This is a genomic window from Thalassovita sp., from assembly GCF_034670005.1.
Taxonomy (GTDB): domain Bacteria; phylum Pseudomonadota; class Alphaproteobacteria; order Rhodobacterales; family Rhodobacteraceae; genus Thalassobius.
On sequence record NZ_JAXMOH010000001.1, the window covers coordinates 711,268 to 736,241 of the forward strand.

At 57.1% G+C, this 24,974-nt stretch carries 23 protein-coding genes; 8 read left to right on the plus strand and 15 right to left on the minus strand.

The features are described from left to right. Positions 1-2: 2 nt before the first annotated feature. Entirely contained in the window at positions 3-1,289 is a 1,287-nt protein-coding gene (gene mnmE / locus VOI23_RS03525) for a tRNA uridine-5-carboxymethylaminomethyl(34) synthesis GTPase MnmE (protein ID WP_323781609.1), read from the minus strand. A gap of 21 nt (positions 1,290-1,310) precedes the next feature. After that, positions 1,311-2,582 (minus strand): transcription termination factor Rho, encoded by a 1,272-nt coding sequence (gene rho / locus VOI23_RS03530; protein WP_323781612.1) that lies wholly within the window; start codon positions 2,580-2,582, stop codon positions 1,311-1,313. A gap of 555 nt (positions 2,583-3,137) precedes the next feature. On the opposite strand from rho, the gene VOI23_RS03535 reads away from it, so the two are divergent. Genes VOI23_RS03535 through dnaQ form a run of 4 tightly spaced genes read left to right on the plus strand, consistent with a single transcriptional unit; the run spans position 3,138 to position 5,884 of the window. After that, positions 3,138-3,737 (plus strand): Maf family protein, encoded by a 600-nt coding sequence (locus VOI23_RS03535; RefSeq protein ID WP_323781615.1) that lies wholly within the window; start codon positions 3,138-3,140, stop codon positions 3,735-3,737. Further along, positions 3,734-4,567 (plus strand): shikimate dehydrogenase, encoded by an 834-nt coding sequence (locus VOI23_RS03540; RefSeq protein ID WP_323781618.1) that lies wholly within the window; start codon positions 3,734-3,736, stop codon positions 4,565-4,567. Before VOI23_RS03535 ends, VOI23_RS03540 begins: the two co-directional genes overlap by 4 nt. Next, on the plus strand, positions 4,564-5,157 hold the full coding sequence (coaE, locus tag VOI23_RS03545; RefSeq protein WP_323781621.1) for a dephospho-CoA kinase: 594 nt from the start codon (positions 4,564-4,566) through the stop codon (positions 5,155-5,157). Before VOI23_RS03540 ends, coaE begins: the two co-directional genes overlap by 4 nt. Continuing rightward, positions 5,150-5,884 carry a DNA polymerase III subunit epsilon gene (gene dnaQ, locus VOI23_RS03550; RefSeq protein WP_323781624.1) on the plus strand — a complete coding sequence of 245 codons (735 nt, stop codon included), beginning with the start codon at positions 5,150-5,152 and terminating at the stop codon, positions 5,882-5,884. The genes coaE and dnaQ overlap by 8 nt, the downstream gene beginning before the upstream one ends. A 1-nt stretch (position 5,885) precedes the next feature. Here the strand turns inward: dnaQ and secB are convergent, their stop codons facing one another. After that, positions 5,886-6,371, minus strand: coding sequence for a protein-export chaperone SecB (gene secB / locus VOI23_RS03555; RefSeq protein ID WP_323781627.1), 486 nt, complete (start codon positions 6,369-6,371; stop codon positions 5,886-5,888). A gap of 56 nt (positions 6,372-6,427) precedes the next feature. Beyond that, on the minus strand, positions 6,428-6,901 hold the full coding sequence (locus VOI23_RS03560; RefSeq protein ID WP_323781629.1) for an FxsA family protein: 474 nt from the start codon (positions 6,899-6,901) through the stop codon (positions 6,428-6,430). 105 nt (positions 6,902-7,006) lie between these two features. Here VOI23_RS03560 and VOI23_RS03565 point away from each other — a divergent pair, with 105 nt between their 5' ends. Genes VOI23_RS03565 through VOI23_RS03575 form a run of 3 tightly spaced genes read left to right on the plus strand, consistent with a single transcriptional unit; the run spans position 7,007 to position 9,269 of the window. Beyond that, on the plus strand, positions 7,007-7,660 hold the full coding sequence (locus tag VOI23_RS03565; RefSeq protein WP_323781633.1) for a Tim44/TimA family putative adaptor protein: 654 nt from the start codon (positions 7,007-7,009) through the stop codon (positions 7,658-7,660). Further along, positions 7,657-8,694: a murein transglycosylase A gene (locus tag VOI23_RS03570; protein ID WP_323781636.1), complete on the plus strand. Its 1,038-nt coding sequence runs from the start codon at positions 7,657-7,659 to the stop codon at positions 8,692-8,694. The genes VOI23_RS03565 and VOI23_RS03570 overlap by 4 nt, the downstream gene beginning before the upstream one ends. Beyond that, entirely contained in the window at positions 8,691-9,269 is a 579-nt protein-coding gene (locus VOI23_RS03575; protein WP_323781639.1) for a Smr/MutS family protein, read from the plus strand. The genes VOI23_RS03570 and VOI23_RS03575 overlap by 4 nt, the downstream gene beginning before the upstream one ends. On the opposite strand, the gene VOI23_RS03580 is transcribed toward VOI23_RS03575, so the two are convergent. The 4 genes from VOI23_RS03580 to hslV all read right to left on the minus strand — a co-directional run bounded on the left by VOI23_RS03580 (position 9,266) and on the right by hslV (position 13,393). Continuing rightward, positions 9,266-10,363: an alpha/beta hydrolase gene (locus VOI23_RS03580; protein WP_323781642.1), complete on the minus strand. Its 1,098-nt coding sequence runs from the start codon at positions 10,361-10,363 to the stop codon at positions 9,266-9,268. The two genes, VOI23_RS03575 and VOI23_RS03580, sit on opposite strands and share 4 nt — an antisense overlap. 91 nt (positions 10,364-10,454) lie before the next feature. Then, positions 10,455-11,762, minus strand: a complete 1,308-nt coding sequence (gene hslU, locus VOI23_RS03585; protein WP_323781644.1) for an ATP-dependent protease ATPase subunit HslU — start codon at positions 11,760-11,762, stop codon at positions 10,455-10,457. 12 nt (positions 11,763-11,774) lie between these two features. Then, positions 11,775-12,839: a hypothetical protein gene (locus tag VOI23_RS03590; protein ID WP_323781647.1), complete on the minus strand. Its 1,065-nt coding sequence runs from the start codon at positions 12,837-12,839 to the stop codon at positions 11,775-11,777. Beyond that, positions 12,836-13,393, minus strand: a complete 558-nt coding sequence (gene hslV, locus VOI23_RS03595; protein ID WP_323781650.1) for an ATP-dependent protease subunit HslV — start codon at positions 13,391-13,393, stop codon at positions 12,836-12,838. The genes VOI23_RS03590 and hslV overlap by 4 nt, the downstream gene beginning before the upstream one ends. 97 nt (positions 13,394-13,490) lie before the next feature. Here hslV and VOI23_RS03600 point away from each other — a divergent pair, with 97 nt between their 5' ends. Then, positions 13,491-14,408 carry a hypothetical protein gene (locus VOI23_RS03600; RefSeq protein ID WP_323781653.1) on the plus strand — a complete coding sequence of 306 codons (918 nt, stop codon included), beginning with the start codon at positions 13,491-13,493 and terminating at the stop codon, positions 14,406-14,408. A gap of 145 nt (positions 14,409-14,553) precedes the next feature. On the opposite strand, the gene trxA is transcribed toward VOI23_RS03600, so the two are convergent. From trxA to VOI23_RS03635, 7 genes are read right to left on the minus strand one after another with little or no spacing between them, the layout of a single operon-like run. Then, a complete protein-coding gene (gene trxA, locus VOI23_RS03605; protein ID WP_323781656.1) occupies positions 14,554-14,874 on the minus strand; it encodes a thioredoxin in 321 nt (106 codons plus the stop codon). 56 nt (positions 14,875-14,930) lie between these two features. Continuing rightward, positions 14,931-18,311 carry a double-strand break repair helicase AddA gene (gene addA, locus VOI23_RS03610; RefSeq protein WP_323781658.1) on the minus strand — a complete coding sequence of 1,127 codons (3,381 nt, stop codon included), beginning with the start codon at positions 18,309-18,311 and terminating at the stop codon, positions 14,931-14,933. Then, positions 18,308-21,268, minus strand: coding sequence for a double-strand break repair protein AddB (gene addB, locus VOI23_RS03615; protein ID WP_323781868.1), 2,961 nt, complete (start codon positions 21,266-21,268; stop codon positions 18,308-18,310). The genes addA and addB overlap by 4 nt, the downstream gene beginning before the upstream one ends. Then, positions 21,261-21,953, minus strand: a complete 693-nt coding sequence (locus VOI23_RS03620) for a nucleotidyltransferase family protein (protein WP_323781661.1) — start codon at positions 21,951-21,953, stop codon at positions 21,261-21,263. The genes addB and VOI23_RS03620 overlap by 8 nt, the downstream gene beginning before the upstream one ends. Continuing rightward, positions 21,929-22,936, minus strand: a complete 1,008-nt coding sequence (locus tag VOI23_RS03625) for an aminoglycoside phosphotransferase family protein (protein WP_323781663.1) — start codon at positions 22,934-22,936, stop codon at positions 21,929-21,931. The genes VOI23_RS03620 and VOI23_RS03625 overlap by 25 nt, the downstream gene beginning before the upstream one ends. Next, complete coding sequence (gene tsaE / locus VOI23_RS03630; protein ID WP_323781666.1) at positions 22,933-23,403, minus strand: tRNA (adenosine(37)-N6)-threonylcarbamoyltransferase complex ATPase subunit type 1 TsaE; 471 nt, start codon at positions 23,401-23,403, stop codon at positions 22,933-22,935. The genes VOI23_RS03625 and tsaE overlap by 4 nt, the downstream gene beginning before the upstream one ends. A gap of 40 nt (positions 23,404-23,443) precedes the next feature. Next, on the minus strand, positions 23,444-24,829 hold the full coding sequence (locus VOI23_RS03635; protein WP_323781669.1) for a PAS-domain containing protein: 1,386 nt from the start codon (positions 24,827-24,829) through the stop codon (positions 23,444-23,446). Between the last annotated feature and the right edge of the window lie 145 nt (positions 24,830-24,974).

Here is a 24,974-nt window from a genome sequence, read left to right on the forward strand (position 1 = left end):
CCTCACTTCCCAAGGCAAAAGCTGGAAAAGATTTCGTCCAGCAGGTTTTCAACATCTATCCGGCCCGTCAACGCGTCCAGCGCCCGGATAGCGGTGCGCATTTCTTCAGCGGCAATATCAGACATATCTTCGCCCATCGCGACAAGATTCTTTGCCTCCTGCAACGCCTGCACCGCGATCCGCATAGACGCGCGATGCCGTTCCCGCGTGGCGATGCCGATATTCGCAGTGCGTTGCGACAGACATTCGGTGATCCTATTTACCAGATTCGAAACCCCTTCACCACTGGCACCGGACACCGCACCGGATTTATCCTGTAACAAATCAGCCTTTGCTTTCAGAATGATATCCTCGGGCAATGGTTCAAAATCCGGTTCCTGTTCCCCTTCGATCAGGAACACTCGCAGATCGGCCATAGCGGCACGTTCGCGTGCCCGCGCGATACCTATCTCTTCAACTTTGTCCTGGGTGTCGCGCAGTCCAGCCGTGTCCAAAAGCGTCACCGGTAAACCGCCCAGATCCATCCGGACTTCGATCACATCCCGCGTTGTTCCGGCATATTCGGATGTGATAGCCGCATCGCGCCCGGCAAGCGCGTTAAGTAAGGTCGACTTCCCGACATTCGGCGCCCCAACGATCGCGACTTCAAACCCTGTTCGAACTCGCTCTGCAGCAGATACACCCGCGATTTCGTCACTCAATGTTGCAATCACCAAATCCAACAGTTCATTTACTTCCGGCGACACATCGACAGGTATATCTTCGTCGGCGAAATCAATTGTCGCCTCCAACAAGGATGCTGCCCGGATCAGATCACGACGCCATTCCTCGGCCCGATTACCCAGATCACCGGACAGAACCCGTAATGCCTGCCGTCTTTGCGCTTCGGTTTCCGCTTCAATCAGGTCGGCCAAACCTTCGACCTGAGCGAGATCCAAACGTCCGTTTTCCAGAGCACGACGGGTAAATTCACCCGGTTCTGCCTGCCGCAACCCATCCATATTACTCAATTCGCGCAGAACGGAGGCGACAACTGCCACCGACCCATGCAACTGAAACTCAACCACCTGTTCGCCGGTGAAGCTGGATTTATCTGCGAAGGTCAGGATCAGAGCTTCGTCCAGACGCACCCCCTGCCCGTCCCTGAGCAGCCTCAGCCCTGCCTTCCGAGGTTCTGGCAAGATCCCGGCCAGACGTTCTCCAGCACCAAAGGCAAGCGGGCCGGACACGCGGATCACCGCGACCCCGGCCTTGCCATGGGCTGTGGCAAGGGCGAAAATCGTGTCCATTTGTCAGATCCTGTAGCGGGTTTAGCCGTTCATTGAGTCGAAGAATTCTTCGTTGCTCTTGGTCTGCTTTAGTTTCGAAATCAGGAACTCGATCGCATCAGTGGTGCCCATCGGGTTCAGAATGCGCCGCAGAACAAAAGTTTTCTGAAGATTTCTTGAATCGACAAGCAACTCTTCTTTCCGGGTGCCGGATTTGAGGATGTCCATCGCCGGGAAGACACGCTTATCCGCGACCTTCCGATCGAGAACGATTTCACTGTTACCAGTGCCTTTGAATTCTTCAAAGATCACTTCGTCCATCCGGCTGCCGGTATCGACCAACGCAGTTGCGATAATCGTCAATGACCCGCCCTCTTCGATATTCCGCGCCGCGCCAAAGAAACGCTTAGGACGTTGCAACGCGTTCGCGTCCACACCGCCGGTCAGAACTTTACCAGAGGATGGCACGACAGTGTTGAACGCTCTACCAAGTCTTGTGATAGAATCAAGGAGAATAACAACATCTCGTTTATGTTCCACCAGTCGCTTGGCTTTTTCGATCACCATTTCCGACACCGCGACGTGACGTGTCGCCGGTTCGTCGAAGGTCGAAGAAATCACTTCCCCCTTCACAGACCGCTGCATATCGGTAACTTCTTCGGGCCGTTCATCAATCAGCAGGACAATCAGATAACATTCCGGGTGATTGGTTTCGATCGAATGCGCGATATTCTGCAACAGGACCGTCTTACCGGTCCGTGGCGGTGCCACGATCAGCGACCGCTGGCCTTTACCGATCGGCGCCACCAGGTCAATAATCCGGGCAGAGCGATCTTTGATGGTGGGATCTTCGATCTCCATCTTCAGGCGCTCGTCAGGATAAAGCGGTGTCAGGTTGTCAAAGGCGATCTTGTGCCGCGCCTTTTCCGGTTCCTCAAAATTGATCGCTTCGACCGAGGTCAAAGCAAAATACCGTTCGCTTTCCTCGGGCGCCTTGATCACGCCGTCTACCGTATCGCCGGTCCGCAGCGAATATTTTCGGATCATTTCGGGGGATACATAGATATCATCAGGACCGGCCAGATAATTCGCCTCGGGCGACCGCAGGAAACCGAATCCGTCCTGAAGAACCTCCAAAACGCCGTCACCGCCGATTTCCCAACCTTCATCCGCCATTTCCCGAAGGATCTGGAACATCATGTCGCCTTTACGCATGGTCGAAGCGTTTTCGATCTCCAGCTCTTCGGCCATAGACAGAAGGTCTTTGGGGCTTTTCGCCTTGAGTTCAGATAGGTTCAGGCGTTCTTGGGTCATGGAATAATCCTGCATCAACCCAAGAAAGGGCTGCTGTATCTTACAGTGATGGAAAAACAAATCCCCCGGACGGGGGCTTGGCCAAGGATATAGGGCTTGGCCCTTTCTGAGTCAATTCCGATCATGGCACGGTAAGTGCAAGGTATCGGCTTGGGTCCCCTTAAATAATATTAGAAAGATTTAAGGTTTGAAGTCGTATTAGGCAGCGGGATTTCTGTGGATTATCGAGTTACCCCAAGGGTTTTGAACCGGCAAGTAAGCCTGTAGAAAACGTTATGGACATCTTGGGTATTCTACCTGAATGTTCTGAAAATTAGCCCATAGTATCAATTCGTTATGTTCAACCTGATGCGGAACCGTGTCCGGGGATAGTTTCTGGATTTTCACTGTGTAGATCGGCTTAGGCACATCATCGGACTTATCCTTACCCAGAATGGAAAACACCGGGGTGAACTGGGGTCGAAACGGTGAGTTTGTCGCGGCTTGCAAACTTTGGCCGAAGCATCCAGAACTCATCACCAAGACATTCCCTTCTTTCCTCACGGGTTTATCCACATGGCTGATGATCTCATCCTCGCGTCCGGGTCCGAGATACGACAGAATCTGCTCAGAAATGCGAAGGTTTCATTCCGAATCGAAAAGCCCCGAGTCGATGAAGAAATGGTGAAGGCATCTCTGCTGGCCGAGGATGCCAAGCCACGTGATATCGCTGATACGCTGGCGGAAATGAAGGCGCTGAAGGTGAGCGAAAAATTTCCTGACGCTTTGGTTATCGGATGCGATCAGGTTCTGGATTTCAATGGTCTGATCCTGTCGAAACCAACCTCAAGACAAGATGCACGCAGTCAGCTGCAACAGTTACGCGGTGAACGTCACATGTTGTTGTCCGCTGCGGTGATCTGTCAGGCTGGTAAACCGATCTGGCGTCATATCGGTCAGGTCCGATTGCGGATGCGCGATTTTTCGGATGACTATCTCGATGGCTATCTCGACCGCAACTGGCCGGAAATCGGATATTGTGTTGGATCCTATAAGTTGGAAGAAGAAGGTGTAAGGTTGTTTTCCCGTATCGACGGCGATTACTTTACAGTCTTAGGGTTGCCCCTTCTGGAACTCCTGTCCTACCTGACTCTGCGAGGAGAGCTGCAACAATGACTGCCGAGCGTATCCCACTGGCCGGCGTGATCGGATCGCCGATTGCCCATTCCAAATCACCGTTACTGCATGGTCATTGGCTGAAAACCCTTGGGATTAAGGGTCACTACATTCCAATGGATGTGGCTCCGGAAAATCTGGAAACGGTTTTGCGCGCTTTACCGCTGGCGGGATTTGTCGGCGTCAACATTACCGTTCCGCACAAGCTTGCGGCGATGGAAATCGCCGATCTGGTGACCGACCGCGCAACGCTGATCGGGGCTGCGAACACACTGATTTTCCGCGAAGACGGCAAAATACATGCTGACAATACAGATGGCTATGGGTTCATCGAAAACCTGCGTCAGAATGCGCCGGATTGGGACCCCAAGGCGGGTCCGGCGGTGGTTCTGGGCGCGGGCGGTGCGGCGCGGGCGATTGTGGCTTCGCTTCTGGATGCGGGGGTGCCCCAAATCCTGCTGACCAACCGGACAAGGATGCGGGCGGAAAGCCTGCAAAGCGATTTTGGCGCGAAAATCAAAGTGATCGATTGGATTCAAGCTGGCAATATCCTCGAAGACGCCGCCACGGTGGTGAACACCACTTCGCTTGGTATGATGGGAAAACCGGAATTGCGGGTGCCGCTGGATGGGCTACGTAAGGGCGCGTTGGTGACTGATTTGGTCTATAATCCCTTGCAAACCCGTCTGCTGCGCGAAGCAACCGAAATGGGTTGTGTCACCGTGGACGGATTGGGCATGTTGATCCATCAGGCGGTGCCCGGTTTTGAACGTTGGTTCGGCACCCGGCCGACCATTGATGCTGAAACCCGCGCGGTTTTGCTGCGATGAGCTTCAAGCTGGGCCTGACCGGATCCATCGGCATGGGAAAATCCACCACCGCCCGGATGTTTGCTGAAGCTGGATGCGCCGTGTGGGATGCCGATGCTGCGGTGCATCGGCTATACTCCAAAGGCGGCAAGGCCGTCACGGCGTTCGAGCAGGCCTTTCCTGAGGCGATCATCGACGGCGCTGTGTCGCGCGACGTGCTCAAGCAGATCATTAGTCGCAATCCCGATGCCCTGAAGCAGATTGAATCGATCGTGCATCCGCTTGTCGGCGAAGACCGGGCTGAATTCATTTCTACGGCGCAGTCCGAAATTCTTGTCTTTGATATCCCGATCTTGTTCGAAACCGGTGGCGATGCCGCGATGGATGCGGTTGCCACAGTCTCTGTTTCACCTGAAGAGCAGCGAAAACGCGTGATGGAACGTGGTACCATGACCGCGGAACAATTTGAAACCATCCGCATGAAACAGATGCCGGATGCCGATAAACGCGCCCGCGCCGATTATGTGATCGTGACCGATACACCGGATCATGCCCGCGAACAGGTTCACGCCGTGATCCGCGATATTCGGGAGAAGCTGAAAAATGCGTGAAATCGTTCTGGATACGGAAACCACAGGTTTTGACCCGCAGCAGGGCGACCGGATTGTCGAAATCGGGTGTCTTGAACTGTACAATCACATGCCGACCGGAGAAACTTTTCACGTCTATATCAATCCCGAACGGTTTATGCCGGACGAAGCTTTTGGCGTGCACGGCATCGGCGCCGATCTGCTGCAGCCGCCACAGGAACCGAAACCGGGGCAGATTACGCTGCGCGACAAACCATTGTTCAAGGATGTCGGGCAAGGGTTTCTGGATTTCATCGGCGACGCCAAGCTGGTCATCCATAATGCTGCTTTTGACGTCAAATTTCTGAATGCTGAACTGAAATGGATGGGACTGCCGCAAATTGCCTGGGAACGCGCGGTCGACACTTTGGCAATCGCTCGTAAGAAATTTCCTGGCTCGCCTGCGTCTTTGGATGCGCTTTGCCGGCGCTTCGGGATCGACAACGCGTCACGCACGTTGCACGGGGCCTTGCTCGACTCCGAAATCCTGGCTGATGTCTATCTGGAACTGATCGGTGGGCGACAGCCCGATTTCGGGCTGAATACGGCGTCCACGTCTTCCGTCGATAGCGGTCACCAGGACGATTGGCGACCCTTCCAGCGCCCCGCGCCCTTGCCGCCTCGGATCACGGAACAAGAAACCGCCGCCCATGCTGCCTTTGTCGAGGCGATGGGCGACGGTGCACTTTGGAAAAAGCTGTCAGAGTGACTTAGTTCGTCGCAGCAGGCTGTTCCTCGGCCTGACGGCGGGCGATTTCATTGCGATACAGCTGCATGAAGTCGATGTTTTCCAGATTCAGCGGCGGGAAACCGCCATCACGGGTCACATCGCTGACGATACGGCGCAGGAACGGGAACAACATGCGCGGACATTCGATCAGCAAGAAAGGGTGCATCTGGTCTTCGGGCACACCTTCGATGTTGAAAACGCCTGCATAATCGATTTCCAGCAGGAACAGCTTGGTATCTGCATCCTTGGCAGATGAATCAACCGTCAGCTTGATGGCGACTTCATACTGGTTTTCCTGTGTCCGCTTCTTGGCATCCAGATTAACCATCACTTTGACATCCGGCTGCACTTCGCCCGACGCGCCTTTCTGCGCCAGAATGTTTTCGAATGACATGTCGCGAATGAACTGATTGAGCACGTTCATACGGAAGGTGGGGGCTTGCGGATCGCTGCCGTTTTCAGCCATTTTTTGCTCCTAAAAAATATACTTGTAGCAGTCCTTAGCAGGAAGGAAAGCGCGCCTCAATGCTTGGTCCAGCCCGAAGGCTGATGGGTAGGCCGTTTTGTCGGATCGACTTCGAAAAATTCACCGTCGATCACATCTTCACGAGGTGGAAAATCCTGGCGTGCACCCATCGAGAAGCTTTGTACTTTGACCCGCTTGCGCAGATAATGGAAAACCCCTGACCGGATCGCCGGAACCAGCAACGCGAACCCAAGAGCATCCGTAAAAAAACCCGGCGTCAGTAGTAGAACGCCCGATATCAGCACCATCGCGCCATGCGCCAAAGGTTCAGTCGGGTCATCAAGCTGAGAAAACGACCGTTGCAGGTTTCCGATTGCCATACGCCCCTGAACCCGCATCAAATAGGTGCCCAGAACCGCAGTCAGAATGACGATTCCCAAGGTCGGCCATGTGCCGATCAACCCTCCGACCTGAATAAACAGCGCGATTTCGATGATCGGAACAGCTATGAAAGCGAATAGCAGCCACATTTTGGCAGTCTCCTGTAGTGTTGATGCAGTGGACTTGGCCGCCTGCCTCACCTACATAAGAAGCCAACGGACGGGTTTAAACGTCCAAACGTTCGAGAGGATATAATGAATTCGCCGATTTTGCAGCTTCTGGTTCTGGCCGGCATCGCAATCTTTTTGATTTTGCGTTTGAAAAATGTCTTGGGAACCCGCGAAGGTTTTGAGAAAAAGCCGGTGCAGATGGCACCGGAAAAATCCGACCGTCGTCGGGAATTCGAAGTGATCGAAGGCGGTCCCGATCTCGATATCACCGATAATGTCGCCGAAGGCAGCGCCGCAGCGGAGGCGCTGGCCCAGATGAAGCGCGTTGAACCCAGCTTCAATGTGACGGAATTTTTGGGCGGTGCACGCGGTGCCTATGAAATGATCCTGATCGGGTTCGAGCGCGGTGATTTGGCCGATATCAAACCGTTCCTGAGCGATGACGTGTATCAAAGCTTTGCGCAGGTGATCGAAGCCCGCGAAGCGCAGGGGCTGAAAGTTGAGTCCGAGTTCGTGGGCATCCGTGAAATGGCGCTTGTCGATGCTGAATTCGAAGACAATCTGGCCGAAATTTCGGTGAAATTCGTCGGCGAACTGACCTCGGTCGTGCGCGACAGTGCTGGTGAAATCGTCGAAGGAAAGCCGAACGAGATCAAGCGTCAGAAAGATGTCTGGACCTTTGCCCGTAAAATGGGAAGCGACGACCCGAACTGGCAGCTGGTCGCAACAGGCGAATGATCCGGCGGCTGGCAGCCGCTGTTTTGGCCGGGGTGCTGATGACAGGCGCTGCACAGTCTGACGATTTGTCTTATCGGGTTCTCGATTTCGGGGATCTTGATGGTTGGGATGGCGATGATCATGCTGCCGCATTAGGCGTGTTTCAGAACACCTGTACCGATATGGATGGCCCTGACTGGCAATCGCTTTGCGCCGTGGCTCAAAATATCGAAAATCCCAAGGCCTTTTTCGAACTGTTTTTCCGCCCGGTTCTGATCGAAAATGGTTCCAAGGCGCTGTTCACCGGCTATTTCGAACCTGAACTTGACGGGTCTTTGGTGCGAACAGACCGTTTCCGCTATCCATTGTACCGGATGCCGCGCGAAGCAAAGGCCAACCCTGTCTGGTTGTCGCGGCGCGAAATCGAAAGCAGTGGCGTGATGGAAGGCCGTGGGCTTGAAATTGCCTGGGTCGACGATCCGGTAGAATTGTTTTTCTTGCAAATACAGGGGTCGGGCCGCATCCGCCTGCCCGACGGACACCATATCCGGGTCGGATATGGCGGGTCGAACGGGCATAACTACCGTTCCGTCGGGGTCGAGATGATCCGTCGCGGGATTTATCAACAACATCAGGTTTCGGCGCAGGTGATTAAATCCTGGGTTCGGCGCAATCTGGAAGATGGGCTCGAATTGCTGCGTCATAATCCCTCTTATGTGTTTTTTCGCAAGGTCAATAGAGTGTCGCCCGAAGACGGGCCATTGGGTGCGATGAACCGGTCTGTCACGGGTGGCCGCAGTATTGCCGTCGATGCCGGTTACACGCCGCTGGGGGCACCGGTTTGGGTAGAAAAAGATGGCGAAAATCCGTTACGGCGCCTGATGGTTGCGCAAGACACCGGATCGGCCATCAAAGGGCCACAACGGGCCGATATATTCTTTGGCACCGGCGATGCGGCAGGCCGTGCCGCCGGACGGTTGCGCGATCCGGGGCGGATGATGGTGCTGTTGCCGATCCAGCGCGCCTACGCGCTGCTGCCGGAGAACGAACAATGACGCGCCGGCGCCTTAAGCCCGAGGAAATCGAGCTGTGGAAGAAAGTTGCCGATACCGCCGAACGGCTGCATTCCGATCCTTCCCGCCCAGACCCAAAGCCCAAACCAAAACCGAAGAAAGCCGCTCGGCCGAGACTGCCGGATTTTAAACTTGGAACCCGTTCGGCGCCGGCTTTGGCCAAGACTGATCTGAATTCGACGATTTCAGAACAACTGGACAACACGCCGATGCGTATGGATCGCAACACCTTCGGCAAGATGAAGCGCGGCAAGCTGCTGCCCGAAGGCCGTATCGATCTGCACGGCATGACCCTGGACAAGGCACACCCGGTGCTGAACGGGTTTATCCTGCGGTCCCATGCGCAGGGCAAACGGCTGGTGTTGGTGATCACCGGCAAGGGTAAACATCGCGACGAGGGCGGGCCGATCCCGGTGCGTTACGGCGTTTTGAAACATAGCGTTCCGCAATGGCTGTCGATGCCGCCGTTATCGGCGCTTGTGCTGCAGGTGTCCCAGGCTCACCAAAACCACGGCGGGTCGGGTGCCTACTACGTCTACCTGCGACGCAATCGTTAGTTCAGCAGCAACAGCGGCGACAGAATAAGTTGGGTCGCGTTTTTAGCGGTGATCACTGTGCCCGGCAACAACCCCGATCGGCCCGCTTGATCGCGACCAAAGGCGTCATTCAGGGCGTCACTTTTGCTCAGCAGCGCGATCAGCAAGGGGGACGTTCCAACCGTAAAATGCCGCGTACCGCCCCGTTTGGCGAATTCTGAGACATCGATCAGGGTGACCGGATAATCGGCCAGCTCTTGCGGGTCGGTGAGGCTGCCCAGACGTTTGCGGCTGCCATTCAGGCGCACCGAGAGTTGCAGCGCCCTGTCACGGGACGATACGAAGATCGCGAAAGGTTCCGGCAGGGCGGCAAACCGGTTTGCCTGCATCTTGAACAGATCGATATCCAGATCCGGCGATATCAGAATCGCCCCGCCCAACGCCCGTCTGGACCAACCCGGTGTGGCGATTTCGATCTGCCGCAGTGTCTCCATCACCAACATCGTGCCCAGCGAATGTCCGACCAAAATGATCCGGCCCGGTTGCGCCGCACGTATCTGGCGCAGCAGTTTTTCCAGGCTGTCACGGGAATAGAGCAGGCTATCGCGATCATAGGGGTAGGCCAGCGGGTTCGCCGCGCTGGGCCAAGAATAATGAACGATGACCCCCGGCAGGTCGAAATCATGCTTCATCTGCACGGTACGAAACACACCATCGGTAAAGCTGTTGTTATAGCCATGCACGTATAGCAGCACATCTCGGTCGTCAGCGGGTTGCTGTAGCAGTGTCTGCCGCAAAGCGTTGGTGAAATCCCGGCTACCGTCAAAGTCTTGTTTGCCGACCACCGTGAAATATTTTTCCGGGTCGAGCCGATGTAGGTTCAGGTTGATTTCCCCGACTTCGCGTTTGGGCGGTACGGAAACATCGACGCTCAGATAGTCCAGATTTTCTTTGCGTTCGTCGTTGAACCAGCCTTGTTCGGTACGGCCCCGATTGGTGGCGACGAATGTGGTATAGACCTGACCGGTTTCGCGTGCTTCTGGCGACAGTAAAACCGCTTCGCGGTCGCTGCAGGCGGCAACGACGATCAGGCAGAAAACAAGGGCTTTTCTCAACACCGAAAGCTCCGGTACGGGATACAATTGCCAAAGCTGACGTTTTTTCAGAATGGACGCCAGTCCAATCAGATATGACCGGGATCGGACGTTACAGCACGTAACGACTGATATCGGTGGACTTGACCAATTCACCCAGATTTTCATCGACAAATGCCGCATTCACCATGACCTCACGGCCTGGCTGATCCGGCGCGGTAAACGACAGTTCTTCGAATACCCGTTCCATCACCGTATAAAGCCGCCGCGCACCGATATTTTCCACCGACTGGTTCACATCCGCTGCGATCTTGGCCAGCGCTGCGATACCGTCTTCGGTGAAAGTGACGGTGACTTCTTCGGTTGCCATCAGGGCAGTATATTGTCTGGTCAGGGCATTATCGGTTTCAGTCAGGATACGGACGAAATCGTCCTCGGTCAGCGCCCGCAATTCAACCCGGATCGGCAGGCGGCCCTGCAATTCGGGCAGCAGGTCCGACGGTTTGGCGATGTGGAAGGCACCCGAGGCAATGAACAGGATATGATCGGTCTTCACCGGCCCATGTTTGGTGGAAACAGTGGTGCCTTCGATCAGCGGCAGCAGGTCGCGCTGAACCCCTTCGCGGGACACGTCGCCGCCGCGTGCATCGGACCTGGCGCAAACCTTGTCAATCTCATCCAGGAAAACGATTCCGTTTTCTTCAACTGCTTCCAGTGCGGTCTTGGTCACGGTTTCGTCGTCCAGCAGCTTGTCGGCCTCTTCCCCGATTAACAGCTCATAGCTCTCGGCGACGGTCATCCGGCGGCGCACGGTGCGGCCCGAGAACGCCTTGCCGAACAAATCGCCCAGATTCATCATGCCCATCTGGCTGCCGGGTTGTCCGGGAATGTCCAGCATAGGCATTGGGCTGGATTGATCAGCCACTTCCAACTCGATGACAGTGTCATCCAATTCGCCAGACTTCAGCTTTTTGCGGAACATTTCGCGGGTTCCCTCGCGGGCGTCTTCGCCTGCGATGGCGCTGATCACCCGCTCTTCGGCTGCTTGATGTGCCTTGGCTTTGACATCTTCACGCATGATTTCACGGGTCATGGAAATTGCACTGTCGACCAGATCGCGGATGATCTGCTCCACGTCGCGACCGACATAGCCGACTTCGGTGAACTTGGTGGCCTCTACCTTGATGAACGGTGCCTTGGCCAGTTTCGCCAGACGGCGGCTGATTTCGGTTTTGCCAACACCGGTCGGTCCAATCATCAGGATGTTTTTCGGATAGACCTCGTCGCGCAGGTCATCCGTCAGTTGCTTACGCCGCCAACGGTTGCGCAGCGCCACAGCAACGGCGCGCTTGGCGTCCTTCTGTCCGATGATGAAACGATCCAGTTCCGAAACGATTTCGCGGGGGGTGAGATTGGTCATATTGATCCCGTATCAGTGAGAAGGCGGCAACCGATGCATCGGCAGCAGCGCGGACAAGGGTGAAAGCAGCGCGGCGCGGATGCGCGCCCAGAAAGCGCCGAGCAGGACAAGAAACAGGCCCAGAATGAGGATAGTGATCGCCGCGCCACCGCCTTCGAACACCGTTCCTGCCAAGGTTACGATATAGCCAATGGCAGCAATCAGGAACGACCGGCGATCGATTACGATCGCCACTAGGGCGAACAAAAGCAACACGGCGAGAAGGCCGGTGTAAGCCCCGGAAGATCCGTTTTTCAACAGGCTGAGCGCAAGGGTGTTTACCAAGGCTGGGGCAGCAACCACATGCAGCCAGAACCCCTGCGCCGAACGGCGGGTGACGCGGTGCGGGTCGCTCATGTCGAACATCATAGCCACGGCAAAGACCGCTAGCCCAACCAACAGTGTGATCCAGGCAAAGGGCCCGCTGTTCGACAGTAGAAAGAAATCCGAAATGTCCGCTGGAGTGCCTGCCTGATTTGCGCCCAGCAGCAGCGCCAACGCAAAAACGCCCAGCGCGATCAAAGCCATGGCAAAAGGCACCCGGAACCGGAGCCAGTAGAACGCGATGGCGAAAGTGGTCAGCGTCAGTGGCATCGGCAGGCTGGAAAAATCACTTTGCGCGACCATGAAAGGTTGGGAAAACCAGGCGGTCAGGCCGGTACCGGCATTGACTGCGAATAATACCGACAAGGCGATGGCCGGGGCGACCATGCGGCGACGGCGGATGAAATACTCTGACAAGCCCCAGATCACCACGGCGGCAATCGCGGCAGCGCCTGCCACTTCGGTTTGAACATTCACAATGCGCCCGGTCAGAGAGATGCCAGTCACCGCCGCCCAGCCCGAAGCCAGAATTAACAGGCCGACGACGATGAAGATTTCATTGAAGCCACGGAACAATTCGAACGGTTCATCCCCCGGCGACAGATCTTCGCGCGCGCCGCGGCGGCTGTCGGCCAAGGCCGCCAGCGAAGCCGCCTGAGCTTCGGACAGAAGGCCAGACCCGACAGCAGCGCGCAGATCTTCGCGGGAAATCATTTGCGGATCGTCTCCACCGTCAAATTGCCATTGGTGTAGACGCAGATATCGGCGGCAATCGCCATCGCTTTACGGGCAACCTCTTCGGCGTTCAGATCGCTGTCCATCATGCCGCGCGCGGCGGCCAAAGCGTAATTGCCGCCCGATCCGATCGCGGTGACGTCGTGTTCGGGTTCCAACACGTCGCCTGCCCCGGTGATCACGAATATTTCCGCCCCGTCCGATACGATCAGCATCGCTTCGAGTTTTTGCAGATACTTGTCGGTACGCCAATCCTTGGCCAGTTCGACGCTGGCCCGGGCCAGCTGACCGGGGGTTGCTTCGAGCTTGGCTTCCAACCGTTCCAGCAAGGTGAAGGCATCCGCCGTTGAACCGGCAAAACCGGCGACCACGTCATAGCCACCCGGACTCAATCGCCGCACCTTGCGCGCTGTGCCCTTGATCACGGTCTGACCCAGCGAAACCTGTCCGTCGCCCGCGATTACCACTTCGCCGCCTTTCTTGACGCCGATGATGGTCGTGCCATGCCACCCGGGGAATTTATCCTCTGCCATCAAACCCTCCTGTCATTGCCCGCATATATGTAAGTTGCAAAGCTTAGGCACAAGTGTAGTGCTTGCTCACCGTGAATGCGATGGGTAGCTTTCCGCCATGAGCAGCATAAAACACCTCGATTTCTATCTCGAGCCCGAACTTCTGCAGAGCGCCCGGGCGGGGCAGCACAATTTCATCGGCAAGATTATAGAGGTCGTCGAACAGGCCGGGTTCAGTACTGGATTTCACGGCAATTCCTTGCAGGACCGAAGTGCAAGCCGTGACCGGCCCGGTTTCGCGATGTTCCACATGGACGAACCAGAGGGGCCACGCACGCTGACCTTTCGCCGGGTCTATCATTATCCGTTCTGGCAAATCGAACCGACCACCAAGCGTTGGGAATGGCGGGTAGCGGAAAAAAAGTTCAATGCGGAAAAGGTCGATCCGCAAGAAGCGCATCGATTCTACACTTACTGGCGCAAGCGTATGTTTGCGGAGTCTGCGGAAAACCCGACAAAAGAAGGGTTTATCTATGTGCCGCTGCAGGGTCGTTTGACCGAACGACGGTCATTTCAAACCTGTTCGCCGCTGGAAATGCTGGTTTCAACCTTGCAGCACGATCCGGCCCGCCGGGTGATCGCTGCCCTGCATCCGAACGAGGTCTATTCAGCCTCGGAAATGTCCAAGCTGAACACTCTGGTGACGCGATTTCCCCGGTTGAAGGTGCAGAAGGCCGATATGATCGACATGCTCAGGCGATGCGATTATGTGGTGACGCAGAATTCCAGCGCAGCCTTCAACGGCTATTTTTTCAGGAAACCTTGTGTGTTGTTCGCGCGGGTCGATTTTCACCACATCGCGGCGGATGTGTATACCGAAGGATTGGACCGCGCCTTCGAAACGGTGCAAGGGGACCTGCCAGATTTCGAACGCTATGTCTGGTGGTTCTGGCAGGACATGTCGATCAATGCCGGTCGGCCCGAGGTCAAGAATAAGATACGGCAGGCGCTGCGCCGGAATGGGTGGCCGATCTGATTGGAACGACCGCCCGACCGCAGCCTGCCCGAGGCCCTGAGATGGAGTGCGGCCAATCAAAGTGTTCTGGCTTGAAGCCGCTACATAAGAAACCCCGGCACAATGGCCGGGGTTTCTCGAAACTTCCAAAAACGATCTGATCAGATCAGATCGAGTCTTTGATCCAGCTTTGCAGCGCGGCCTTGGGCGCGGCGCCGGCCCGGTTCGACACGACCTGACCATCCTTGAAGATGAACAGGGCGGGAATGCCACGAACGCCCATGGCGGCAGCGGCGTTCGGATTGCTGTCGACATCGACCTTTGCGATTTTGATCTGGCCTTCCATTTCGGCGGCCAGTTCTTCCAGAGCCGGGCCAATCTGTTTACAGGGGCCACACCATTCAGCCCAGAAATCCACCACTACGGGGATGTCGGAATTTTTGACTTCGGCGTCGAAGGTATCGTCGGTGACGGCTACAGTGGCCATTTGTTTTCTCCTGCGAATTGGGGTTGCTGCAAACCTAGGTAGGGAACCACATATCGTCAAGTCAGGCTGATCGACTCAAGGGATTGTGTCGTCAATGCCGCAGGCAGATGCATCAGCTGTGCCGACCGGGTCCACAGGATCGCGGTCTGTATCTGATGATCGGGATAAATCTGAGCCAAAGCATGGGCATAGGCAGCCATCTGTCGCAGCAAACCCAGCGGACAATCTTCCGCTTTTTCGGGCACAACAGCGTTGGTTTTGAAATCCACCGCCAGGATTGATTTTTCCGTGATGATCAATCTGTCGATCACGCCATGAATACGCTGGTTATTCAGGGACTCAATCGTGGCACTGATCGGAACCTCGGCCAGGGTGTCGGCGGTAAACAGCGGTTGCAGATCCGGTTCAGTCAAAACCTTGGTCGCTTCAGCCAGCAAAGCAGGGATGTCACCTCTTACCGCTGCATCGGCATCCCGTCCCAGCGCCCTCGCAGCCAGATCGGCCCAATCGCTTTGCGGTGCCTCGGGCAGATGTTCCAACAGCAGGTGAATTTGTTTCCCGCGCAATTTGGCGGCGTCTTCGTCCAGATTATCTTCGCCCGGTAGCGCCTTGGCGCCGCCCAGATCGGATGGGCTCAGTGTTTTCGGTGCCGTTTGCGGTGCCGGGGCGGGGGCTTGGACCCAATCGGGTAAGATCACCGTTTCGGATTGCGCCGGCATGGGCGTTGGTGCGGCGTCTCCGCTCCAATCGCCATGGCAAAGCCGCAGACCGTCACCAAACGCAAAGGGTTGCGCTTGGGCACCCATCCTTTCCATCGCGGTGCCGATCTTTTCGTACCAGCTTTGCCCGTCCTTTCCCAGATCGCCAGCGGCCGCCACGATCAGCCATTTTTCTGCCCGTGTCATCGCAACGTAAAGCAACCGGTCACGTTCGGCTTCTTCCGCGCTCAGCCGTTTGTCGCGCGCTGCTTGCATGCGTTCGGGCATCTGGCCACTGGCCGTGCGCCACATCACTTGACCTTCGTCGGTCAGCACATCGTCGCGCAACTGCACGTTTCGTTTCGCGGTGTCGGGCAGAATCACGATGGGCGCTTCCAGCCCCTTGGCACCATGTACGGTCATCACCCTGATGCGATCCCCGGCGCTGTCCATCTGTCGTTTGATTTCCAGTTCGTCGGTTTCCATCCATTGCAGGAACCCGATCAGGCTGGGAATTGCGCTGCGTTCAAAGGCAAGGGCCTGAGACAGAAATGCGTTGATGCCATCCTCGGCTTCTGCCCCCAGACGCGCCAGCAAATTGCGCCGGCCATCATGACGGGTCAGGATGCGTTCGATCAGGTCATATGGGCGCATGTAATCGGCGCGGCTGCGCAGATCGTCCAGAACCGACATGACCTCGGGGATTTCTTCGCGTCGCTGCCGCAACGCCTGCCACAGATATTTTTCGCTGCGCCGATGGGCAAAGTCGAAAAGCCGCTGTTCATCCCAGCCGAACAGGGGGGATTTCAACGCCACGGCCAGTGAATAATTGTCTTCGGGCGTGGCGAGGAAACTCATCAACGCGGCCAGATCGCGCACCGCCAGTTCCGCCCCGACCTTCAGCCGGTCCGCCCCGGCAATCGCCAGCCCCTGTTCCTTGCAGGCACGGATTATTTCGGCAAACAGATCTGAGCGCCGCTGCACCAGTATCAGGAAATCTCCTTCGCTGACCGGGCGCATCTGATATGTGCCTGAATGCCCAATTTCAGCCGGAATAGTCACTTTTTCTGCGATCATCCTTCGGATATGCCGAGCGATCCGTTCGGCAAACAGAACCGAGTGATGTTTCATGCCCAGCCGGTCAACTGGGTTGTCCCAGTCGTCATCTTCATCTTCGTCGGTTTTTTCCACCACTGGCCACAGGTCGACGCGGCCTGGCATCCGGTCCTTAAATGCCCGATGTTCCGATCCGGAATGGAAACCCGATGCTTCGCGATCGCGAAAAACCTCGTCGACCAGCGACAGAATTGCGTGGGACGATCGGAAACTGAATTGCAGCTCCATTTCGTTCAGCGGCTTATCGGTCGTGGCGAGGCGCTGGGCGAATTCGGCCTGCATCCGGTCGAATTCGCGCGGATCGGCACCTTGGAAGGAATAGATCGACTGCTTCTTGTCGCCAACTACGAAGATCGTGCGTTCGACTTGCGACCGAGCGCCAGCACCCGAGGTGAATTCCTGCGCCAGCAGTTCGATCACGTTCCATTGCGCCGGGCTGGTATCCTGCGCCTCGTCCACCAGGATATGGTCGATCCCGCCGTCGAGCCGATACAGCACCCAGGCCGCCACCGCCGGATCGGTCAGCAGATCACGCGCCTTCAGGATCAGATCGTCGAAGTCGAGCCACCCCATCTGCTGCTTGCGCGCCTCGTAGGAGGGCAGGAAAACGCGGGCGAAATCCTGTAGCGCGTGGGTTTTGTGCGCCGCCGCCAGCGCAAGCCGTCGGTGCCGGGCGTCTTCGACGCGGCGCATGAAATTTTCCAGTTTGGGCAGAAGCGTGCCCATCGCGTTTTGCGTTTTCTTGGTTGGAAAAGACCCTATCTTGGCCCCAAACGGTGATTTCGTTTTCTCTCCATACAGGAAAACGCTTTCCAGATCCGGTAACGCGCTGAGGTCGAGCTGTGAAATCAGCCGCAACCGGGTCGCGGCTTTCACATCGGCCGCGCTGCCGGTTTCCAGATGGTCAATAACGTCGCGCAGCAGGTCGTCTTCACCGCCGAGGAACACCAGCGTTTGCAGCGCTTCCTCGTCGAAACTGGGGTCGAGGTCGAATAGTTTCAGACAATCATCCGGCCCCAGCGGCGTTTGTAGCGCTGCACGCTGACGCACGATTGAGGCGGTAAGGCTGTCGAAATCTTCGCCGGTGAAATGATGCGCCACGCGGCGGATAACCCCCGCTTCGGGCCCTTCGGCCAGGTCCTGCACAATCTCGGCCCGCAGAAGCGAGGCCGCGCGCTCTTCCATTTCGGAAAATTGCGGGCTGACACGTGCTTCCAGCGGGAACCGGCGCAGCAGGGAGGAACAGAAGGAATGGATGGTCTGAATTTTCAGACCACCCGGTGTTTCGATGGCGCGGGCGAACAGCGTGCGGGCGTTGCGCAGATCTTCATCGGTGACAGTTCCTGCCACGCCCAGCGCATTCAGCTGGTCTCGTAGCTTGCCTGCGTCCAGCATCGCCCATTCACCGAGTCGCTTGAACAGCCGGTTCTGCATCTCGCTGGCTGCGGCCTTGGTATAGGTCAGGCACAGTATGTGCTGCGGTTGTACCTTTTCCAGCAGCAGCCGCGCTACCCGGTCAGTCAGAACACGCGTCTTGCCCGACCCGGCATTGGCCGACAGCCATGTCGAATGTTTTGGCCGCGCCGCCTGAACCTGCTTTTCGCTGGCTTCGTCCCGGGTCATGTCAGATCCTCCGCTTTGGGGTCGGTGGTGACGTCCCATTCGCCGAAACGCGACAGTTGATCGTAATCGGACGGGTCGGTATCCTTGAACAGCGCCCGCCGCGCCGTATAGCCCTGTTCAGGCTTGAAATAGCTTTGGATCAGGGTTTCGAACTTGTCCCAGACCTGTTCGACTGGTTCTTCGATCAGGGGTGCGGCGACCTCGGCCGGTTTCGATCCCAGCCCGATAAATACTGCTTCGGCCACGTCAGCAGGGCCAATACCGGCAAAGCCGCCGCGGGTGATCATTGCCGCCTCAAGCAGAAGCTGTTTGTCGAAAATCCTTTGCTGCTTGGCGCTGGGCGGCGCCCCGGTTTTGTAATCATAGACATGGGCACGACCTTGCGCGTCCATGTCGATCCTGTCGGCCTTGGCTGAAAGGGTGAAATCGACCTCGCTGAGTTTCACCTCGCCCTGTTCTTCGAAAAAGCTTGGCACGGCGCGTGATTGACGTTGTCTTTCCGTGCTTACGAACCAATCCGAGATACGCGCGATTCGTGCTGACCAAAGCGCACGGATTTCCGGCCAAGGCACGTTTTCGGCCAAAATAGTCTCTGCAATTTCATTCAGCCGCTGTGCTGTTAGCGCCCGGTTATCGGCGCGGACTTCGTGAATGAACTGTTCCAGTACCGAATGGGTAACGATCCCGCGCAGCAACGCATCGGGCGCGCGCATCAGCGGGTCAAGCGGACGTAATCGCAGTACGTGGCGGGCATAGATCGCATATGGATCGCGGATGAGCCGTTTGATTTCGGTGACCGATAACCGGTTGGGCCGTGCGATCACCGGCGGGCGCGGTGACGGACGCGGCGCCGGGGTGGTTTGGCCAGGGTCTTCCAGCTGGCGCGCCATTGCCAGCCATGTATTGCCACGATGGCGGCTATCGCTCAGTGCCTGATCCCCGCCCTGCCCGGGCAATCCGTTCAGCAGGTTGGTCATCCGGTTCAGCCACCGCGACGGTACCGTTTCGGCATCGTCCGACCGGATTGATCGGGTCAGCCAGACCTGTGGCGCGCCGATCGCTTGCTGGAAATCATGCGCAGACAGCCCGATTCGCCGTTCCGGAAGCAACAGCCCGGCATCGTGGCGCATCCGGCGATTGAGCCATGGATCGGGGGTCGGTATTTCTGGCCAGCTGCCTTCGTTTAGGCCCCCAAGGATGACCAGATCGGCACCCTGAACACGAGCTTCGAGCGTGCCCCAGATCAGAATTTTTGGATGTGGTTCGTCCGGATTGCGTACCTCTGATTGCGACAGGATTGCCCCGAAAAGATCGGCATAATCGACAGGCGACAGGATACCGCCATGTTCGGCCTCGTCCCGCAGCGTTTCAACCACGGACCGCGCCGCGATTCCGGCATCCTTGTCCCAAAGTGTGTTTTCTCCGGTCGGGGCGCTGCCATTGGCGATGACTTCGGCCAGCGCAATATGGCGATCGACGTGATCGCTCAGCGCCATCAGACTAGCCCCGTCCTTGTCTATGAAGGCCCCGATCAACCACTCCATCCACGGTATGGCTTCCGGGTCGTCGCGCAGGTTGGCCCAGAATCGCATCTGCTCGGGATCGGGGAACGGCATACCCTGGCGCCGGATATGCAGTTCCAATTCGCGGGTCAGGCGCAGATGTGCCCCGCGTTCGCCGCCCATATGGGTCAGCGGATGCATCAACATCGTCAGAAGCGATTCCGACGTCAGTTTGCGGTGAAACAGAGCCGAAACATGACGAAGAAACCGTCCCGGCGCGGACAATTGCAGCGGCGTACCGGCGGAATCGTCCGGCACGATGCCCCAACGGTCCAGAGCCGAGGTGACCTGCCGCGTCAGCATCCGGTCGGGTGTGATCAGTGCCGCAGTGATGCCTTCATCAGCGGCCTGGCGCAGGCGCAGCGCGATGGTCAGCGCTTCATCTCGCTGCGATGGCGCTTCGATCAGGGTCAGATCGGTGCAGGCCTGATCGAGTCCGGTCAGTTCCGGCCCTTCTTCTAGCCAGCGATCGGTGACCGGCGCCGGGCGCAGCGCCAGGGACACCAACCGGTTGCGCACCGGACAAGGGGCGGGGGTGTCAGTCCAGGGCTGAACATCCTGCGGTCCGACGCCCAGTTCGTCCATCAGTTTGCGAAACCGGTATTGCGGATGGTCTTCGGCGGGCATCCCTTTTTCGCCGTGGGCATCTGGGGCATCGCTCAGGTCGTCCCAAGCCGAAAGCGGCATTTCGAAATCATACCCAGGCAATACCAGAGCCCCTTGCGGTAATTTCGCCACCGCCTTCATCAGCGCCATGGTGGTGCCGCGCGATCCGGTTGATCCAGCGACGATCAGTGGTTGTTGTTGCGGTTTTTCCTGCCAACTTTCGGTCAGCGCGTTGACGATCATCCGCTGCCGGGTTTGCGCGTCAGGGGTTGCCCCGCTGTCGCTGAAATAGTGCTGCACGATATCGAGAAAACCGAGCGCACGTTTCCAATGCCCCGATTCATCGCTGACATCGAGGTTCTGCAATGCCTCTGGCCCGACCCCTTCACCCTGCATTTCATCCATCAGATCGGCCAAGCTGTCGGCCAGATCGTAAAGTGATGCGCGCGGCGCCAGATCAGGTTGTTGGTCCAGAAGGCGCGACACCAACTGTGCGACTTCTAACCGGCGGCGTAGCGGCGATACCGCATCGGGAATGTCGGTGAAGACGTGGCCCTGACCCGGATCGGTCACCAACCTGATTTGCGGCAGCAACAACGCTGGACCGGCATCGAACAGGTCGCGGATACGCCGCGCCATTCGTCTTGTGTTGACCATCAACGTGGCCCGCGCAAGGTCCTGTGGCTGGGTTCCTTCGCTACGCTGCAACATCCCTTTAACCAGCAATTTCGGGAAATCCACCCCCGGGGGCAGGCCGAAAACGCGCGGTTTTTCAGATGGATCAAACATCGCCATACCCGATCATCCTTTCGGCCAGTGCGATCCCTTCGGGGCGACCAACATCGCACCATTGCCCGGGATATCCGATCCCGAAAAGGCGCCCGTCCCGTAACATCCGGTCCCACAGCAGATTGAGCGAAAAAGCATCCTGTTCGATGGCATTCAGCCCGTCGGGATTTACGATCTGCGCGCCGCCATAGATCGCCCCGGGTCCCCGGCGCAGCCGACCCTGTTCATCGCTCAGGAAATCACCGGTACCGCTATGGCCTACCGCGCTGTCCCGCGAGACGCAGATCAACAGCGCGTCCATTCTCTCCGGGTCCCATGCCTTGGCCAGAATCTGCAGCGGATTTGGGCCAGACCAGATCGCATCGGTGTTCAGGGTCATCACCGGCCCCGTTCCCAACAGGGGCAACGCCGCGCGCAGCCCGCCGCCGGTTTCCAGAATTTCAGGGTATTCTTCTGAAAATCCGATATCGCGCCCGGCCAGATGGGCGCGCAACATATCGGATTTGTAGTGCAGGTTGGCGACCACCTTTTCGCTGCCATAGGCATCGACCAGATCCAGCGCGCGATCGATCATTGGACGACCCGCAACCTCGACCAAGGGTTTGGGCCGGTCCGCTGTCAGCGCCCCCATGCGGGTGCCGAATCCGGCGGCAAACAGCATTACAGGGTGCGGGTGGTGGCGCATTTCTGTTTCAGGTCCTGCAAGTAGTCGGGAGTGGGTTTCGGAAGGGCATTCAACACGATTGAACTGACCGGTGCCAGCACCGGATGATCCAGATCGCGCAACATCAGGTTCCACACCCGCGGGATCAGGTCGATATAATGTGATTTTCCGTCGCGCAGGCAGAGCCGGGCAAAGACACCTATGATACGCAGATTGCGCTGCGCCCCCAGCACCGCATAGGCGGTCTGAAACGCATCCGGATCAAGTGCTGCTTCGTCAACATAGCGTCGGATCATCGCGGTTTCGATTTCGGGCGGCACATCGCGGCGGGCATCCTGCAAAAGCGATACCAAATCATAGGCGCGATGCCCGGTCATCGCATCCTGAAAGTCCAGCAACCCAACCCGCGCGGTACCAGCGCGATCCGGCATCCAAAGCAGATTTTCGGCGTGATAGTCGCGCTGGATCAGGACAGAATGATCCGCCGCGTAGTGTTCCAGGATCGGCGCGAAAACATCGCGAAACATTTGTTCCGACGAAGCATCGCCGCCCTTGTACCAGGTCCAGGCCAAAGCGGACAAATCGGCCATCACTTCAGGCGAATACCGGGTCAGATTTGACGGCGGCTCCGCCTCGTGTAGCCGGATCAAAACATCGGTTGCGGCCTGATAAAGCGGGACCTCAAGATCGGGGTGATCGGGAATGACGCGCGCGAACAAATCGTCGCCAAGATCTTCGAGGATCAAAAATCCATGTTCGGCGTCTTCGGCCCAGATTCGCGGCGCACTGAGGCCCAGTTCGGTCAGATAATGCGCGATGGAAACGAAGGGGCGGACATCTTCGCCCTTTTCCGGCGGTGCATCCATCAACACGGCGGTTTCACCACCGCGCTGCAGCCGTTCATATCGACGGTTCGAAGCATCCCCGGCCAGCGCGCTGCGTTTGGCCCCGGCCCATTCCGATCCGGCGATGAAGCCTTCGATCAGTTTTGTCCGCTCGCTCATGCCGCGATCCCTTCCAGCTTGTCGTCCCACTTGTCGTTGCTCCAGGTCAGGGCGACGCGGCGGGTTTCTTCACCGGTGACATCGAAGGTCAGGGTCAACGCATTTGCCGGGGTCAGTTCCGCCAACCGATCAGGCCATTCCACCAGACAAATCGCGCCTTCGAAAGCGTCTTCCAGCCCCAGCTCAACCGCTTCATCCGGGCTGCTCAGCCGGTACAGATCGCTATGCCAGATCTCGGCTGTTTGGCCGTCATAGACTTGTACCAATGTAAAGGTTGGCGATGGTACATCCTCGGGTTCGTGCAGCAGGGATTGGACCAAGGCGCGGGCGAAATGGGTTTTTCCGGCGCCGATCCCGCCTTGTAGCAGGATCACGTCGCCGGGGGCCAAAACCCTGGCAATAGCGCGTGCCAGTGCCGCGGTTTCGTCCGGTGTTTTCAGATCTATGATAATGGGGCAAATGGCCATGCCCGGAGATTACTCGGAAGCGTCGCCGCTGCAAGCCGGATCAGGCACTATCGACCAATTTGGGCTGCATCTCGACCTGTTGGGCATATTCGAACAGAACCATCGTCGCACCGCCGCCGATCCTCCGAGCCCAGGTGGTCAGGTTGGTGCCGTCCTTCAGCCGGACCGGAACCTGCTGATCGCAATTCGGCGTGGCGGTGGTAACGAATTGCGCGATTTCGTCCCAACGGGGTGATGGCAGGCTGGCCCCTTTCCAATGCTGCACGGAATCTCTGATCGTTGGTTCCGTGAGGCCATAATCCGGTTCGGTTTTCCAAATCTCGCAATACATGCTGTTGCAAAAATACATTTGACCACTCGAAGAAAAAACCGCGACTGCCAGGTTCAGATGGTTCAGTACCGACTGATTTAATTCCAGATCGGCGCGAAAACGACGGGTTAGCGACATTTCGGCACTGATATCTTCGATCAGGAAGGCCATTGCGCCGTCCGGATGCGGCCGACCGCTTACGCGATATGTCAGCCCCGTTGGCAAATGCCATGTTTCCAGGTAGCGGCCGTCGCTGGCAGCATCGATCAAGTCGTCCATTTCATCGAGCCAAGAATTGTAGTTCTTCGGTTCCGGCATGGTCTGATTGTCGCGTAGCCGGTCAAAGAAATCGTGCAGGCTTGGCCGTTTGGACAGAAATTCCACTGACAAGTGGGTCAAATCCGCTAGCGCCGGATTGAACAGTGCCAACTCACGCTTACGATCGAATATCGCCAAGCCGATCGACAGTTGAGCAAAGGTTTTGGTCAGGGTTTGCACGAAATTGCGTTGTGCGATCTCCGCTTGCACAACCGCATTGATATCGGTGGCATAGTGCATGGTAAACTTGTCCGTCAGGGACGATGTAACGTCATACCACAAGCATTCGGACCCGTTCTTGAGCGTGACTGACAACCGTTTGCGCGATGGCACCGGCGGTTTGCTCCCGGTCAGCTCGAAGAGCGATTCGTGACCTTCGGCGTTCGGTCCAATACAAGCTCTCGCCAGCATTTCATAAGCCGAATTGGCCCATTTGACCCGACCATGTGCATCGGTTTGCCAGATCGGATAGGGCGACCCTTGAACCGCGCTGTTGAGCGTATCGATTTGGGCTTCCCAAACCCTGCGCTGATGCAGATCAGCGGCTGATTGGGTCCGGTTTGGAGTATTATCAATCAGGCTGACCCTGGTCAGACCATTTATATCCTCGATCAGGACGGTCGAGTCTCCTCCCATATCGATGGATTCCAGCGTCAGTGGATTGCCAGACAACCCTGGCGGAGGTACGTCTGGAAAATCAGGAAAACGCGGGCGTAGTAGCTTTGCCATTTGGTACCAATCGGTGCGGTCACCTTCGGCCATGTCCAACAGGACTTCGCCGCTGTCACTGGCATTCAACAGATCAGATCCATTATAAAGGAATCTGGTCTCTTCGTTACCGTTGAAAACCGAAATCGTGGGATCTGCTTGGGGCTTTTGAACGAAACGAAATGTAAGTGCCGCAGCGATCAGAGAAATTGCACAAATCCCCAAAAAACTCTGT

What these genes read in the sequence shown, in the direction of transcription:
- mnmE (WP_323781609.1), bottom strand. Translation starts at nt 1,289, where the DNA reads ATGGACACGATTTTCGCCCTTGCCACAGCCCATGGCAAGGCCGGGGTC.
- rho (WP_323781612.1), bottom strand. Translation starts at nt 2,582, where the DNA reads ATGACCCAAGAACGCCTGAACCTATCTGAACTCAAGGCGAAAAGCCCC.
- VOI23_RS03535 (WP_323781615.1), top strand. Translation starts at nt 3,138, where the DNA reads ATGGCTGATGATCTCATCCTCGCGTCCGGGTCCGAGATACGACAGAAT.
- VOI23_RS03540 (WP_323781618.1), top strand. Translation starts at nt 3,734, where the DNA reads ATGACTGCCGAGCGTATCCCACTGGCCGGCGTGATCGGATCGCCGATT.
- coaE (WP_323781621.1), top strand. Translation starts at nt 4,564, where the DNA reads ATGAGCTTCAAGCTGGGCCTGACCGGATCCATCGGCATGGGAAAATCC.
- dnaQ (WP_323781624.1), top strand. Translation starts at nt 5,150, where the DNA reads ATGCGTGAAATCGTTCTGGATACGGAAACCACAGGTTTTGACCCGCAG.
- secB (WP_323781627.1), bottom strand. Translation starts at nt 6,371, where the DNA reads ATGGCTGAAAACGGCAGCGATCCGCAAGCCCCCACCTTCCGTATGAAC.
- VOI23_RS03560 (WP_323781629.1), bottom strand. Translation starts at nt 6,901, where the DNA reads ATGTGGCTGCTATTCGCTTTCATAGCTGTTCCGATCATCGAAATCGCG.
- VOI23_RS03565 (WP_323781633.1), top strand. Translation starts at nt 7,007, where the DNA reads ATGAATTCGCCGATTTTGCAGCTTCTGGTTCTGGCCGGCATCGCAATC.
- VOI23_RS03570 (WP_323781636.1), top strand. Translation starts at nt 7,657, where the DNA reads ATGATCCGGCGGCTGGCAGCCGCTGTTTTGGCCGGGGTGCTGATGACA.
- VOI23_RS03575 (WP_323781639.1), top strand. Translation starts at nt 8,691, where the DNA reads ATGACGCGCCGGCGCCTTAAGCCCGAGGAAATCGAGCTGTGGAAGAAA.
- hslU (WP_323781644.1), bottom strand. Translation starts at nt 11,762, where the DNA reads ATGACCAATCTCACCCCCCGCGAAATCGTTTCGGAACTGGATCGTTTC.
- VOI23_RS03590 (WP_323781647.1), bottom strand. Translation starts at nt 12,839, where the DNA reads ATGATTTCCCGCGAAGATCTGCGCGCTGCTGTCGGGTCTGGCCTTCTG.
- hslV (WP_323781650.1), bottom strand. Translation starts at nt 13,393, where the DNA reads ATGGCAGAGGATAAATTCCCCGGGTGGCATGGCACGACCATCATCGGC.
- VOI23_RS03600 (WP_323781653.1), top strand. Translation starts at nt 13,491, where the DNA reads ATGAGCAGCATAAAACACCTCGATTTCTATCTCGAGCCCGAACTTCTG.
- trxA (WP_323781656.1), bottom strand. Translation starts at nt 14,874, where the DNA reads ATGGCCACTGTAGCCGTCACCGACGATACCTTCGACGCCGAAGTCAAA.
- addA (WP_323781658.1), bottom strand. Translation starts at nt 18,311, where the DNA reads ATGACCCGGGACGAAGCCAGCGAAAAGCAGGTTCAGGCGGCGCGGCCA.
- addB (WP_323781868.1), bottom strand. Translation starts at nt 21,268, where the DNA reads ATGTTTGATCCATCTGAAAAACCGCGCGTTTTCGGCCTGCCCCCGGGG.
- VOI23_RS03620 (WP_323781661.1), bottom strand. Translation starts at nt 21,953, where the DNA reads ATGCGCCACCACCCGCACCCTGTAATGCTGTTTGCCGCCGGATTCGGC.
- VOI23_RS03625 (WP_323781663.1), bottom strand. Translation starts at nt 22,936, where the DNA reads ATGAGCGAGCGGACAAAACTGATCGAAGGCTTCATCGCCGGATCGGAA.
- tsaE (WP_323781666.1), bottom strand. Translation starts at nt 23,403, where the DNA reads ATGGCCATTTGCCCCATTATCATAGATCTGAAAACACCGGACGAAACC.